The sequence below is a fragment of the Flagellimonas flava genome, assembly GCF_900129665.1.
GTDB classification, from domain to species: domain Bacteria; phylum Bacteroidota; class Bacteroidia; order Flavobacteriales; family Flavobacteriaceae; genus Flagellimonas; species Flagellimonas flava.
The window spans coordinates 1-13,985 of the sequence record NZ_FQWL01000002.1 but is presented as its reverse complement, the minus strand read 5'-3'; the positions used below and the strand labels follow the sequence as shown (position 1 = coordinate 13,985).

The following is a 13,985-nucleotide window of genomic DNA, read 5'->3' as shown; positions in this document are numbered from 1 at the left end:
TGGTAACCGCTTTAATTTGACAGTTCGGCATAGGCCACTGGCAGAATTCTTCCAACCAGTTGACTATAGGCGAGACCTGACAAATGCAGTGCGTCCGATGCTATGAGCTCTGGATTTTCCAGTCCCCTTCGGCTTATGTCGGTAACATCTATGAAATGGCTCCCAGTTTGCTCTGAATAGGATGCAGCAAAATCATTCCATCTGTCTATCTGGGCGGAAACTTCTTCGGACGCATAAATTCTTCCAAAGGGACTATACGTATAGTCGGGTATTGAAATCACCACAACGCGTTCGGACTGGTTATTGGTAAGTGCTATGGCATTATCCAGAAGTTCACTGAATTCACTAGTAAATTGCGAATCATCAAGACCTTGGAACTGATTGTTCACCCCAATCAAAAGCGTTACCAAATCGTATGTTTCTCGGTTTAAGTCCGGAAGTTGGTTAAGGAGATTATCTGTACGCCAGCCATTCGCTGCCAATAGTTCCAAATTTATTTTGGTGTTCAGCTGGGCCTCCAGAGAAGTATTAAGTTGTTTTGGAAAACTGTCTTCCTCTGAAACACCTGTTCCCAAGGTGTAGCTGTCGCCCAATGCCAGATAGTGAAGATTTGTTGTTTCCCGGTTTTTCCCTTCGCCACCTTCATCACTGGAGTTATCTGACTCGACAGAGTTCTTGCTATTGTTCAGAAGCGACTCCTCCGATTGGTTTTCGGAACAGGAACTTATCGCAAAAAGTAAAACCGGAAAGGCTAAAAAAAGCAATAATCTCTTTTTCATGGCTTTGAAAAGTTACAAAAAATAGTTTTCGACCTTGAATTTCTTGTTCCTGCAAAAAAACATGACATCATAACGATTTAATGCAGGTCTTTGTACTTGAATGGTTATTTTAGGCGTTAGAAAAATTCAACCCTAACAACATTGACCATCATGAGGACAGCCAACGTTTTTCTTATCCTAATTTTTACTGTTTTAATCAGCTCTTGCAATTTTACGGAAGAGATCTTTATCAATGATGATGGCTCTGGGAAACTATCCATCAATTTTGATGGATCTGAATTAATGCAAATGGCTGGTGAGGAAATGGTGAAAACCAATGAAAAGGCTGTCGACTCGCTCATTTCTTTCAAGGATTTGCTTGAGGAGAAAAAGGACAGTATTGCACAATTATCACCCGAAGAGCAGGCCAAACTTAAACGTTTGGAACCCTTTAAGATGCACATGATCATGAACCCAGAGGAAAAAGTAATGAAATTCGATCTCTTTAGCGAGTTTACCAAGGTGGAGGAGGTTAATGATGCCTTTAATGCTTTTCAGGGCGCTAGTGCTTTAACCCCCAATAGCGGGCAAGCGCAATCTGGTCCCATGGCCATGCAGGACCCGACCACTGAAGTCACTTATGCTTTTACCAAGAACAAGTTTTCCCGTAGTGCCAAGATATTGGATGAGGAACTGTTCCAAAAAAGTGTGGATAGCCTCCAGGGTGCGGAAATGTTCCTTTCTGGATCTACCTACACCCTTAAATATCATTTCCCTAGAAGGGTAAAATCCACCAACGTGGAAGGCGCTACTTTTAGTGCCGACGGGAAAACGCTGTTCTACGAGGTTGGTTTTATGGACCTGATGAAGAATCCGTCCACTTTGGATCTTGAGGTAGAGCTCGAAAACTAGCTTCCGATTTAAGGTCTTCGTATCTTTGCAGGATGAACAAGAAAGTTGCGCTGCAGGATTTAGGCCATAAGGACTACAAGGAAACCTGGGACTATCAAGAGCGGTTGTTCCAAGAAATTGTAGACCTAAAAATCAAGAATAGAAGAGAGGATGCCCAGCTGGAAACCCCCAATCATCTTCTATTTGTGGAACATCCCCATGTATACACCTTGGGCAAGAGCGGGGATATCAATAATTTATTGGTCAATGAGGCCCAGCTCCAAGAAAAGAAGGCCACGTTTTATAAAATTAACAGGGGGGGAGACATTACCTATCATGGTCCAGGACAGATAGTGGGTTACCCAATTTTGGACCTTGATAATTTTTTTACCGATATCCATAAATACCTTCGCCTTTTGGAGGAAATGGTCATCCTTACTCTGGCGGAATATGGTCTTAAATGCGGACGTTCTGAAGGCGAGACCGGGGTTTGGTTAGATGTGGGCACCCCCTTCGCCCGGAAAATCTGTGCCATGGGTGTTCGGGCCAGTAGATGGGTGACCATGCATGGTTTTGCCCTTAATATCAATACAGATTTGGGCTATTTTGATTTGATGATTCCCTGCGGGATCAAGGACAAGGCGGTGACCTCGCTTAACGTTGAATTGGGCCGAAAAGAAGTGGATGTGGAAGAGGTTAAGACAAAGCTTTTAAAACATTTTGAAACGCTATTTGAAGCGGAGCTTACGGGAGTAAAAACCACGACATAATTCTACTAGGAAGAGTTAGTTAAAAGGGCCATTTTGTGCGGCGTCCCCGTCATCTTCGTCACCTTTGTCGTTAATGATCATGCCGTTGCCGTTGGTATCTACTCCGTTTCCAGGGGTACTGTCAGGGTCAATGGCGCCACTTGCCGAAATTTCCGCAATAACAATGGCGTCATCCCTTTTGGCGTAATTAGCAATTATCCCGAGCGTTTTTGCTTTATTCGGGACGACTTCTCCTAACTTCCAAATCCCTGTTTTTACATCAAAATCCGATTTTTTTGGACTGACACCGGAAAACTTTAACCCTGACTTTAGCGTTACAAGAACTTCCACTCCTGGCACTGGTTTGTCCCCTTTGTTTTTTACGGTAACATTAAATAGGATTGGGTCTCCGAGCACAGAGGTTGGCAATACATAGACATCAAGTTCCAGGTCTTGGGCATACAGTAACGCTCCGGAGAGCAATGCGAGTATAAGATTAAATCTAGTTTTCATACCATAGGAATTGATTAGTGACATTCTCCAAGTTTGTCCGCTACCCCCATGGATTGTGCAATTTCGCAGTTAAGTTGATCCATTTCCTTTTCAATACGTTCTAGTTCCGCGGTAATACGACTACTGCATTCAACGGTGCGGCAACGTTTTCTTCGTGTTTTCATAGTCTCTTCGCGAGCCATGAGGTCAAACATTCGACTCTGAAAACCACTCATTTTAACACTGTAATCCGTTCCAGCATCGCCACCAACAAACATGGGTTTGTAATCTGTTGCATCGAAAGTGATTCCAGAAGGTATCATAATTCGTAGCTCAGCTTGGATGCTATCCCCAGAATCTTCTCCTCCGATGTTGACCCTATTGTAGACGACCAATCGGTTACAGTTTTTATAAACGGCATCCTTCATGACCCCGACCATAAACCCTACCATTACGGTTGATGTTTTAATGGGTGTGGGCTTGGTGTCAAAATAAATGTCAACGGTGTTTTTTATACCGGTACCTGCCTCAATAAGTTCCCCTCGGTAACCTTCGGTTGCCGTTGGCCATTGAATATACGCGGGCATAGGTTCTGGATGTTCTGCCAGTTCTGAGGAGGAATTGAAAAACCGCATCATGTTCATGTAGTCGTTTTCGAATCTACCGTCGGCACTTTGCCGGGATTGTCTGGTCACCGCTCTTTTGACACCATCCTTTTTGTCCAAAAAATAGGTCACCATTTGCCCATTGGCAAGCCAAATGGCCCCATCAATTTTTCCATGGCTATTCTGGTAGGACCCAAAATTGACATTGAAAAAACCACGAAACCCACTTGGGAACAGAATGGAACCATCCGCAGAATTTACGTAGTAGTCCATTTCTACCTGTTGGGTTCGTCCGCCAGTGGTGAATTTAACATCAGCTTTTATCTTATAATCAAACTTAAATACACCATTGATTTCCTCAACTGGATTTTCTGTGATAGCGCTGACCGCATCGAGTGGGGCCAAGCATTGCGACTGCATATAGGCAAAGCTAAAAGTCGAAGCCAATATGCCAAGAATAATTTTTTTCATACCTGTGTTCTTTTTAGAAAAGAAGTGGGGCTTCAAACCTTGTCAACCAAATATTCCCCATCTTTTTTCCTTTTAGTTCGTACTAAGCCATAAAACCATAGTGCACTTCCCATAATAAGGATATGTATAAGCCCACCTTTTGCGGTATAACATCGGATAGTAGGCACAAGAACAAGTAAGAATCTGGTATCTCCTATTGACTGTAGTCCGTAAGCTCCGAGGTCATATCAACATCCCCATGTCTTCCATAGGTCACTTGCTTTACCATTCCTATGCCTTCGGCGATCCATGTTTCTGATTTGGAGTTTTGATCTCCGCCCATAGGCATGGTGAGGACATGGTTTTCGGTTAATAGGAAACAGTCAAAAGTACCGGCGCTGGTGGTAATCTTCTCTTTCTTTTCAATTTTTCTATCCAGAGTTTCCACATTAAAGGTCATAGAGGTGACACCCATATCGATATTCATGTTAACACGGGCATCGGCCAATTCTTGGCCAACTTTTAAATCATTGGGAAGTTCTATGTCGGTACCTGAGAACTTAACCTCACCGGTGACCCCCATCTGATTTATCATGTCTGCGGGCATAAGGGATTTATAGTCGATTTTCACCACGTCACCTTCGCAGACAAACCCGTACTCCATGTTATTGGTTTCCTTACCTTTTTTGTTCAAGAGCCTCATTTTCATTTTGGCTTCCGTCTTATCCCCCTTGTTTTCCACTTTTACAACCTCAAGGGATATGGCCCCCTGTTTCTTGTCGTTTCTATCGTAATTGGTATAGGTGAACTTAGCTCCCTTAACGGTGGAATAGTACTTGCTACAGCTGTTTGACTGTCCGTAAGAAGAGAAATTAGCTAATAGGCCGGCAGCAAAAACCGCCATTAATAAATGCTTCATGTTTTTATTGTCTTATAAATTCAACTCGTCTATTTTGGGCTTTGCCCGCTGGGCTGTTGTTATCGGATACGGGAACGCTTTCGCCCTTTCCATCAACGGATAGACGACTTGCATCAATATTGTAAATACCTACAAGGGCATTCTTTACTGCTGCTGCCCTGTCCTTGGAGAGTTGCATATTGGTCTCATCGCTACCATCGGCATCGGTATGGCCCACTATTTTGAGGTTTATGGAAGATTCTTGCAACATTACTTGGGAGATTTGTCTGATGACCCCCATGGATTGGGGCTGAAGATTGGCCGAACCCGAATCGAAAAGGATAGCGTTGGTAGAAATCTTGCCCTCTGAAATTAATTTTCTTCTGAGATCAACACCTCCTTCTGCTACCTTAAGATTGCTAATAAATACTTTCTCGGTACCATCCCTAAAACCATTGGCGAGGAATTTCACTGTATGGATGACAGCTCCCGGAGCTACCAATCGAGGTACATCAATATACTTTACCTCGTTCACCCACAATCTAAAACGCAGCTTGTTTACCGCTATCGAAATATGTGGTGTTTCCAAGACTTCGTCCCTGAGATCGGCCTTAACCGTACTACGAATTTCCCTTCTACCGTTGATGTTGTTCTGAACCGTTACTCCAATTGCTGCATATTGACAAAATGGAATTTCGGCATAAGCGTTGTTGGCGCCGGGATTAAATTTATCGTCATCACTAAGGGTAATGGCCACTTTAGACGTTGAGGAAGTCTTTGCGTCCAAGCCAACCGCCGCCAAATCAAATTCGATAGTGTATTCCTCAGGAAGTTGCGGCACATCTGGGATATAGTAAATGTTGAAACCAGATTTCAGTTCCAACCATTTTTGGGAAGAATCCCCCAAAGTAACCAGCTCGCCTCCCGCGTTGGTATTCCATTTTGAAGGAAAATCACCAATAAAGTCGTTACTGAAGTCATCAAAGAATAGTTGTTTATCCCCAGGGACAAAGTCAAACTTGCTATAGACCTGGATGGTTTTAGGGCCTCCCGCATCAGTTGTAGATCCTGTATCCGGATTTCCGCCAGTATTTCCATTTGAACCACCTTGTCCGCCTGTGGTACCAGGAGACGGTGGGGACTGTCTTTTTCCACCTGACCCTGGCTCTAATATGCTGTCAAGGGCTTGATCGGTTTTTTTGGAAGTTTCGGTTTCTACTCGTCGCTCAACGGTCCTCTCTGCGGCTCTTTCCGCTTTTTTTGCCAGTTTTTTAAAGAATTGTGCGTTTCCATTGAGACTAAATCCGAGAATGAAGACAAGACCCAATAGGATTTTGCCAGGGGATGAGGTTTTCATTGTTATAGTGTTTTGATTGTGTGTTCTTTAAGATAAAATGAATTACTGTAAGGTACAAAACAAACCTGCCAAAAGGGGGTAAGATGTGTAACTTGCCAAAACAAATGTATAAGCTGCAGCAAAGAGGCTATTAATTCATTTTGTATACGATAATGGAATTTTCCTGATCCTTGGCTACCAATTCCAAATGCCTGTCATTGTCCATATCCACCAAATCAATTAGGGAGTTTCCGAAAATGGGAAAATTTGGGATGGACTTGGCCTGACTGTCGAACAGATATATTTTTTGATTTTGAATATCCGTAACGCTTACATAGATTTTGTCGTAGATATAGAATATTTTGGGTGGAGTGTATACGCCCAGATCCAGCTCAACCTTTTTGCCTCGGATGCTTAGGACATTATCATCCATAAATACCAATGTCTTGCTGGTTGCATACATCCCATGGTCTTTGTTAAGGTTAAAATTGGTGCTGGTGAGTTTTCCTTTGGTGTCGACTTGATGAAGTACACCCTTTTTATTGGTCACGGAGAATTTATTCTTGTACAAAAAGACCTCATTCCCAGAAAAATCTATTTTTTGGCTCACTTTAATTCGTTCGCCCCCGGCTCTATGCAAAATTTTTAAGCTATTATCTTCCAACTGAAACACAAGATAATCCCTATTGGCTACCCTAAAATGCTTTGGTTCGGCAATAATTGGGCTTTGCGCTCGTGTGTAGGTAAAACCGTTTACAATTTTACCCTGACCATTGTACATGTATACTTTCTCTCCTTGTGTCACCACAAAGCGATAGTTCTTGTTTCCTTCATAATCAAAGACTGCCAGTGGATTTAGGTTGCCTCCTTCGAAAGTCATAGCGAAAGGAGCTACTTCCTCACCGTTTCTATCCAATATCAAAAACTGGTTGTTGGTGCAAAAGGCCAATTGCAGTCTTCCGTTTTTATAAATGTCCACTTGCTGAATGCGCCCTCTAATCCTACCTTCCAATTGTTTTTTCCAAAGCACTTTTCCGTTTGAGGAAATTAAGTGCAGAACGTTGTTCCGGTCTTGAACCACAATTTCTTGCTTGTTGGTTCGATGGTTCTTTGCAAATTGTGGGTCCATCGCAAGATCTGTATCCAACTCCAAGGTGAAAAGTGGGGTTACCGAATTGGATGAAGCAGTTCTTCCAATTTTGGCGATGGAAAAGTTGGAATGTGCAAAACCCTTGTCCGCGACCATTTGGGCGGCAAACGTATGGTCTTCCAATTTGGTGCTTTTAAGTTCCTTGACGAAGGAGGGCACAAATTCTTCTTCCGAGAATCGCTCAATCCCTGTGGCAGTGGAAACAAATAGGATACTTGATTCGTTGGCCAACCCTTCCATAGCTGTTTGGAATGCGGGTGTTTCAGAAAAAGAGGAACGGCTTTTGTAATTCGCGATTGCTGTTTGCAAGGGCTCTTTCTGTTCTGAAAAAACAAAGGTGTTTTCTAGAATAGTGTAAAAATTGGATTTAAAGTTTTTTAAAAGTGGATTGAATCCTTTGGCTAGCAAATCAGGATTTTTCAAAGTAGTGATCTCACTGCCCTGATAGGAAGTGGAGCCAGATTTCTCACTATCCAAATATTCCAAGATGCTTTCAGTTCCATACGACCCAAGTATGGCCAATTTTCCATTCTTCAGATAGACAAGACCCAATTCCTCCACTGTATTGAACAAGGTGTCGCCCTGTATGGTGCGATCCAGATAGGTGTTCTGATTTTGAGAGAAAACTTCAAAATCATCGAATGTAAAGGAAACAATGGCTTCTGCATTTTTAGGGGCAAACAGTGCGACCTTATTGGCGAGGGGGATTGTGCCTTGGAACAAATTGATAAAATTCTTGGTGGAATCGGAAGCTATTGCCACCCCATTGAAACTACTATGGTCTGAGTTGGCGGAAAAGTCCACAGAAATCCAATCCGCGAAATTGGGAAGTTTGTTTGCGGTTTCCTTCAATTGACCTGAAAGGAGGGAGGTGGGTTCATCTAAATTGAAGAAAAAAGCTGCTGATTTGTTGGATGAAGAAGTGTCATAAAGCCGTTGTAACACCTTGTTCACCGGATTGGAATTTTTTGTCCGAATGGTGTTTTCCATAAGCATTTTCGACGAACTCAGAAGTATAGATTCATCCGTGTTGGTGCTAAATACCTCACAGTTCTCTAGGGTATGCTTTGTAATCGTACCGTTTTGATAGGAAAGCGTTTCGACCGTGCGATTTTCCAGAGAGTCTGTTTGGAATTTGGAATTGTTTCGTTTCAAAACCATAACAAACTCTTGATTGTTTTTCCCAACCTCATAGAATGCCAATAAACAGGGTGCATCGGTTGAAACGTTTTTGAGTCCTTGAAGGGTTTTTTCCAAATCCTTTCGAAGCCCTAAGGTGTTGGTTTTTTCCAAAAAAGAACTGTTTTTGACTTCGCTTTGGAAATTAGAGAGATTATTGACCTTAATAATAAGGTGCGCATTTGGGGGCAGATGGGCCAAAAGTGAATCTGATGTCTTGATTTCAGGTTGACAACATATCATGACAAATGATAGCAAAGTGAGGAAGGCCTTAAATCTCATTTTAGAAGTTTCAAACAAATTTAGGGTTTTTAGATATCCAGCGTAAACTGTTCCGGAAGTTGCCTAAAGCTTTTTCTGTGATATTTGGTAAGTCCATACTTTTTTATGGCCTCCCTGTGTTCCTTGGTGGGATACCCCTTGTTTTTTTTCCAATTGTACATTGGAAATTCATCATGAATTTTTGCCATGAATTCGTCCCTGTAGGTTTTCGCTAAAACAGAAGCAGCGGCGATGCTCATGTACTTTCCATCTCCCTTGATCACACATTGGTGTTCTATGGAGGGGTAGGGTTTAAATCTATTTCCATCAACCAGAATGTAACTCGGAACTTCTTTTAAATTGTCAAGGGCTCTATGCATGGCCAAGATGGAGGCATTTAAAATATTTATACTGTCTATTTCAGTCTCAAAAACATGGCACACAGCAAAAGAAACAGCCTCTTCCTCAAGCAATGGCCTTAGTGCATCACGCTTAGATTCTGTGAGTTGTTTGGAATCGTTTAAAACGATATTCTGGAAACCTTCCGGCAAGATAATCGCTCCGGCGGTAACAGGCCCAGCAAGACATCCACGGCCAGCTTCATCAGTGCCAGCTTCATTTGCATATTTGTAATGACTCCTTAACATTTTAAAATTGGCTACAGATATACTGAAGGTGGCTGAAAACTAAGAAGAAAATGGAAAAGAAAAAACCCTTGGGTTTTTGGCAACAAACTTTCACATTTCTTATAGAAACAAAACATATACCTTTGCCTGACCAATTGCGAGGAATGAGATTTATATTTTTTGCCCTATTCTTTTTGTTGAATTTGTCCCTATACGCACAACAAGATTCGCTGCCCCCTCCAAAAAAAATAGATTCCGTTTTGGTAGAACGGGATAGCGTTCCGCCGCAAACGAAATTGGACTCCGTTACTCCCAAAGACTCAGTGAAAACAAGAAAACCAAGGCTTGTAAGGCCTATAATGGAGGAGCAGGAGATGGATTCCGTGTCCATTCAAGATTACAAGATTATTACCTATGCCCGGGATACACTTATTTTGGATACTACTTTGACCATCCAGAAGGAGTATAAATACAACTACCTTAGGAAAGACGATTTTGAGGTAATGCCTTTTGAAAATATTGGACGGCCCTATAACGTTTTGGGCAGGACATTTTCAGGTAATTCCTATTATCCACATATAGGAGCTCAGGCCAGGCACTCAAACTATTTTGAGGTTGAGGACATTGACTACTATAATGTGGCAACGCCAATGACGGAACTGATGTTCAAGACTACCTTGGAGCAAGGTCAGCTCTTGGATGCTTTATTGGCTTTTAACCTTTCTAGGCGGTTTAGCGCTTCTGTGGCCTACAAGGGATTTAGATCTTTGGGAAAGTATCGATTCGATCAGGCCCAATCAGGAAATTTCAAGACCACCTTTACCTATGCCAATAAAAAGAACACCTATAATGTAAGGGGGCATATAACGGCTCAAGATCTGGAATCTGAGGAAAATGGTGGGCTTTTGAATCGTGGACAGTTTGAAAATACGGAGACAGACGATTTTACTGATCGTTCACGAATAGATATTCTTTATAATGATGCCAACAATAGGATTCTCGGTAAGCGATATTATTTGGATCATCAGTTAAAACTGTTCAATGTAAAAAAGGATTCCACAAAAGGTTTACCTACGTCTTTGACCTTGGGTCATGAGGTCTTCTATGAAACTCGGTTTTATGATTTCACCCAGTCTTCACAAAATGATGCCTTTGGGTTAGACCCTTTTGTAACACCTATCGAAGATCGAGCCAGACTTAAAACAACATTTAATAAGGTGTCGGCAACCTTTTCCAATCGTATTTTGGGTCAGCTTACTGGCTCTGCAAGTCTGTATAACTATAATTATTTCTTTAATAGTATTCTTAGGACGGATAGTGGGACCATTCAAAACAAATTGGAGGGGGAGGAAATAAGTGTTGGAGGTTCCTATTATAAGGATTTGGGTAGGCTACGGTTAAAAGGTGATGTCAATTATACCGTTTCCGGTGATTTGACCGGGAATGCTTTCAATGCCTTGGTGGATTATCAGATTAATGATAACAACAGAGTTGCGGGTACCATCACTGTGTCTTCAAGAATGCCGGATTTCAATTATCTGCTTTATCAGAGTGATTATAGGAATTTCAATTGGCAGAATACAGATACTTTCGAGAAACAACAGACCCAGACCATTGGCTTTGGTTTTGATTCGAAAAAGTTTGGATTGTTGGAAGCGGAGTACAGTGCAATTGACAATTATACGTATTTTGCCTCTCAAGCAACACAGGCACAAATTGATGCTGCCCAAGAGACTGCTTTTGTCCGGCCTTTTCAGGAGACCTCCACAATCAATCACTTGAGGGTAAAATATACTAAGGAAATCAAATGGAGGAGATGGGCTTTGGCCAATACGGTCTTGTATCAAGAGGTGACTCAGGATAATCAGGTGATTAATCTACCGCAGTTGTTGACTAGAAATACAGTATATTTTTCAAAAGATGTTTTTAAGAAAGCCATGTTTTTGCAGACAGGGGTTACATTTAAGTATTTCACTTCTTATAATATGAACGCCTATAATCCACTGCTTGGGGAGTTCTATATACAGAATAACGAAGAGTTCGGCGGATATCCGCTGTTGGATTTTTTCATCAACGCTAAGATTAGGCAGACAAGGGTGTATTTAAAGGCGGAACACTTCAACACAATTTTCACATCACAGCCCAATTATTATTCAGCACCGAATTACCCATACAGGGATTTTGTAATTCGATTTGGTTTGGTTTGGAATTTCTTTTCTTAAAATTATCACAACTATAAAATAATTGAAGACTGATAAACAATGATTTACAGATTCATTATTTTTTTAGAAAAAAAATTGACCAAAACTATTTGCGGAGAAAAAATAAGCTGATTATATTTGCACCCGCTTAGCTGATAAAGCTGGGTTGTTTACTGGGGGATTTAGGAGGGTCTGCGGGCCTTATTTTTTTCTCTTGTGGATTTTTGAAGTTCATTTGACATATTGTATAGACAGCGTAAAAGAGAATAACAAAGAACCATTTTGATGTCAAGGACCTTGTATTGTTTGGGAGTTGAATTTATTTAACTTTTTACAATGAAGAGTTTGATCCTGGCTCAGGATGAACGCTAGCGGCAGGCCTAACACATGCAAGTCGAGGGGTAACGGGAAGTGCTTGCACTTTGCCGACGACCGGCGCACGGGTGCGGAACGCGTATGGAACCTGCCCCTGTCAGGGGAATAGCCCAGAGAAATTTGGATTAATGCCCCATGGTATCCCACCACCGCATGGTGGAGGGATTAAAGATTTATCGGACAGGGATGGCCATGCGTACCATTAGCTTGTTGGTAAGGTAACGGCTTACCAAGGCAACGATGGTTAGGGGCCCTGAGAGGGGGATCCCCCACACTGGTACTGAGACACGGACCAGACTCCTACGGGAGGCAGCAGTGAGGAATATTGGACAATGGTCGGGAGACTGATCCAGCCATGCCGCGTGCAGGATGACTGCCCTATGGGTTGTAAACTGCTTTTATACGGGAAGAAACGCACCTACGTGTAGGTGTCTGACGGTACCGTAAGAATAAGGACCGGCTAACTCCGTGCCAGCAGCCGCGGTAATACGGAGGGTCCGAGCGTTATCCGGAATCATTGGGTTTAAAGGGTCCGTAGGCGGGCCGTTAAGTCAGGGGTGAAAGTCTGCGGCTCAACCGTAGAATTGCCTTTGATACTGGCGGTCTTGAGTCGTTGTGGAGTTGCCGGAACATGTGGTGTAGCGGTGAAATGCATAGATATCACATAGAACACCGATCGCGAAGGCAGGTGACTAACAACGTACTGACGCTGATGGACGAAAGCGTGGGTAGCGAACGGGATTAGATACCCCGGTAGTCCACGCCGTAAACGATGGATACTAGCTGTCGGGCCTTCGGGCTCGGCGGCCAAGCGAAAGTGATAAGTATCCCACCTGGGGAGTACGTTCGCAAGAATGAAACTCAAAGGAATTGACGGGGGCCCGCACAAGCGGTGGAGCATGTGGTTTAATTCGATGATACGCGAGGAACCTTACCAGGGCTTAAATGTAGTGGGACAGGCTTAGAGATAGGCTTTTCTTCGGACTCATTACAAGGTGCTGCATGGTTGTCGTCAGCTCGTGCCGTGAGGTGTCAGGTTAAGTCCTATAACGAGCGCAACCCCTACCGTTAGTTGCCAGCGAGTCAAGTCGGGGACTCTAACGGGACTGCCGGTGCAAACCGTGAGGAAGGTGGGGACGACGTCAAATCATCACGGCCCTTACGTCCTGGGCCACACACGTGCTACAATGGCCGGTACAGAGGGAAGCCACCCCGCGAGGGGGAGCGGATCTATAAAACCGGTCACAGTTCGGATCGGGGTCTGCAACTCGACCCCGTGAAGCTGGAATCGCTAGTAATCGGATATCAGCCATGATCCGGTGAATACGTTCCCGGGCCTTGTACACACCGCCCGTCAAGCCATGGAAGCCGGGAGTGCCTGAAGTCCGTCACCGCAAGGAGCGGCCTAGGGCAAAATCGGTAACTAGGGCTAAGTCGTAACAAGGTAGCCGTACCGGAAGGTGCGGCTGGAACACCTCCTTTCTAGAGAAAGACGACCGGACGATTCGGGTCCGGCATCAGGTGGTCCCTTTGTTTTTCTTTTATGCTGTCTTATAATATGTAAACATACTGGCAATTTTAGGCCAAACAGTCTCATAGCTCAGCTGGTTAGAGCGCTACACTGATAATGTAGAGGTCGGCAGTTCGAGTCTGCCTGAGACTACTGTGGTCACCGGAGCCTGGTGCGAAGGGGGCCGAAGTTCATTAAATGTTGAAAGGAAATTCTGGAAGTTGGGCGGTAGTTATGGACTAACTACTAACTACTATGTACTAACGACTAGTATATGGGGAATTAGCTCAGCTGGCTAGAGCGCCTGCCTTGCACGCAGGAGGTCACCGGTTCGACTCCGGTATTCTCCACAAGGGCGTAAAAGCTGTCCACGGCATTTTTGTAACTGCCAGTGGCGGCCCGCCACAAGTTCATTGACATATTGGGACGGAGCATGATGGTATTGTACCATCATTGCGAAGTCAAAGAAGAAACACGAAGTAGAATAGAATATATAAGGATTAC

General features: G+C 43.3%; 10 protein-coding genes, 2 tRNA genes and 1 rRNA gene. 6 read left to right on the top strand and 7 right to left on the bottom strand.

The window, feature by feature from the left end; translation table 11 throughout:
* Nucleotides 1-11: 11 nt before the first annotated feature.
* Nucleotides 12-779 carry an SGNH/GDSL hydrolase family protein gene (locus BUC10_RS05900; protein WP_084732565.1) on the bottom strand — a complete coding sequence of 256 codons (768 nt, stop codon included), beginning with the start codon at nucleotides 777-779 and terminating at the stop codon, nucleotides 12-14.
* Nucleotides 780-929: 150 nt separating this feature from the next.
* Here BUC10_RS05900 and BUC10_RS05895 point away from each other — a divergent pair, with 150 nt between their 5' ends.
* Nucleotides 930-1,670 carry a hypothetical protein gene (locus BUC10_RS05895; RefSeq protein ID WP_073177243.1) on the top strand — a complete coding sequence of 247 codons (741 nt, stop codon included), beginning with the start codon at nucleotides 930-932 and terminating at the stop codon, nucleotides 1,668-1,670.
* A 32-nt stretch (nucleotides 1,671-1,702) separates the two neighbouring features.
* A complete protein-coding gene (gene lipB, locus BUC10_RS05890; protein WP_073177241.1) occupies nucleotides 1,703-2,419 on the top strand; it encodes a lipoyl(octanoyl) transferase LipB in 717 nt (238 codons plus the stop codon).
* A 15-nt stretch (nucleotides 2,420-2,434) separates the two neighbouring features.
* On the opposite strand, the gene BUC10_RS05885 is transcribed toward lipB, so the two are convergent.
* The 6 genes from BUC10_RS05885 to BUC10_RS05860 all read right to left on the bottom strand — a co-directional run bounded on the left by BUC10_RS05885 (nucleotide 2,435) and on the right by BUC10_RS05860 (nucleotide 9,416).
* Entirely contained in the window at nucleotides 2,435-2,911 is a 477-nt protein-coding gene (locus BUC10_RS05885; protein ID WP_165614862.1) for a DUF11 domain-containing protein, read from the bottom strand.
* Between the two features lie 14 nt (nucleotides 2,912-2,925).
* Nucleotides 2,926-3,966: a hypothetical protein gene (locus BUC10_RS05880; RefSeq protein WP_073177237.1), complete on the bottom strand. Its 1,041-nt coding sequence runs from the start codon at nucleotides 3,964-3,966 to the stop codon at nucleotides 2,926-2,928.
* Between the two features lie 193 nt (nucleotides 3,967-4,159).
* Nucleotides 4,160-4,864 (bottom strand): TapB family protein, encoded by a 705-nt coding sequence (locus tag BUC10_RS05875; protein WP_073177235.1) that lies wholly within the window; start codon nucleotides 4,862-4,864, stop codon nucleotides 4,160-4,162.
* Between the two features lie 4 nt (nucleotides 4,865-4,868).
* The gene (locus BUC10_RS05870; protein ID WP_073177233.1) at nucleotides 4,869-6,200 is read right to left on the bottom strand and encodes an OmpA family protein; all 1,332 of its coding nucleotides are present in this window, start codon (nucleotides 6,198-6,200) and stop codon (nucleotides 4,869-4,871) included.
* A gap of 130 nt (nucleotides 6,201-6,330) precedes the next feature.
* Nucleotides 6,331-8,790, bottom strand: coding sequence for a ribonuclease HII (locus BUC10_RS05865; RefSeq protein ID WP_073177231.1), 2,460 nt, complete (start codon nucleotides 8,788-8,790; stop codon nucleotides 6,331-6,333).
* Nucleotides 8,791-8,819: 29 nt separating this feature from the next.
* Nucleotides 8,820-9,416, bottom strand: coding sequence for a ribonuclease HII (locus tag BUC10_RS05860; protein WP_073177229.1), 597 nt, complete (start codon nucleotides 9,414-9,416; stop codon nucleotides 8,820-8,822).
* A 143-nt stretch (nucleotides 9,417-9,559) separates the two neighbouring features.
* On the opposite strand from BUC10_RS05860, the gene BUC10_RS05855 reads away from it, so the two are divergent.
* The 4 genes from BUC10_RS05855 to BUC10_RS05840 all read left to right on the top strand — a co-directional run bounded on the left by BUC10_RS05855 (nucleotide 9,560) and on the right by BUC10_RS05840 (nucleotide 13,831).
* Complete coding sequence (locus BUC10_RS05855; RefSeq protein WP_073178801.1) at nucleotides 9,560-11,617, top strand: putative porin; 2,058 nt, start codon at nucleotides 9,560-9,562, stop codon at nucleotides 11,615-11,617.
* A gap of 312 nt (nucleotides 11,618-11,929) precedes the next feature.
* Nucleotides 11,930-13,453 (top strand): 16S ribosomal RNA (locus BUC10_RS05850).
* Between the two features lie 107 nt (nucleotides 13,454-13,560).
* Nucleotides 13,561-13,634 (top strand) — tRNA-Ile (locus BUC10_RS05845).
* A gap of 123 nt (nucleotides 13,635-13,757) precedes the next feature.
* Nucleotides 13,758-13,831 (top strand) — tRNA-Ala (locus tag BUC10_RS05840).
* Nucleotides 13,832-13,985: the final 154 nt, after the last annotated feature.

What these genes read in the sequence shown, in the direction of transcription:
- BUC10_RS05900 (WP_084732565.1), bottom strand. Translation starts at nt 779, where the DNA reads ATGAAAAAGAGATTATTGCTTTTTTTAGCCTTTCCGGTTTTACTTTTT.
- BUC10_RS05895 (WP_073177243.1), top strand. Translation starts at nt 930, where the DNA reads ATGAGGACAGCCAACGTTTTTCTTATCCTAATTTTTACTGTTTTAATC.
- lipB (WP_073177241.1), top strand. Translation starts at nt 1,703, where the DNA reads ATGAACAAGAAAGTTGCGCTGCAGGATTTAGGCCATAAGGACTACAAG.
- BUC10_RS05885 (WP_165614862.1), bottom strand. Translation starts at nt 2,911, where the DNA reads ATGAAAACTAGATTTAATCTTATACTCGCATTGCTCTCCGGAGCGTTA.
- BUC10_RS05880 (WP_073177237.1), bottom strand. Translation starts at nt 3,966, where the DNA reads ATGAAAAAAATTATTCTTGGCATATTGGCTTCGACTTTTAGCTTTGCC.
- BUC10_RS05875 (WP_073177235.1), bottom strand. Translation starts at nt 4,864, where the DNA reads ATGAAGCATTTATTAATGGCGGTTTTTGCTGCCGGCCTATTAGCTAAT.
- BUC10_RS05870 (WP_073177233.1), bottom strand. Translation starts at nt 6,200, where the DNA reads ATGAAAACCTCATCCCCTGGCAAAATCCTATTGGGTCTTGTCTTCATT.
- BUC10_RS05865 (WP_073177231.1), bottom strand. Translation starts at nt 8,790, where the DNA reads ATGAGATTTAAGGCCTTCCTCACTTTGCTATCATTTGTCATGATATGT.
- BUC10_RS05860 (WP_073177229.1), bottom strand. Translation starts at nt 9,416, where the DNA reads ATGTTAAGGAGTCATTACAAATATGCAAATGAAGCTGGCACTGATGAA.
- BUC10_RS05855 (WP_073178801.1), top strand. Translation starts at nt 9,560, where the DNA reads ATGAGATTTATATTTTTTGCCCTATTCTTTTTGTTGAATTTGTCCCTA.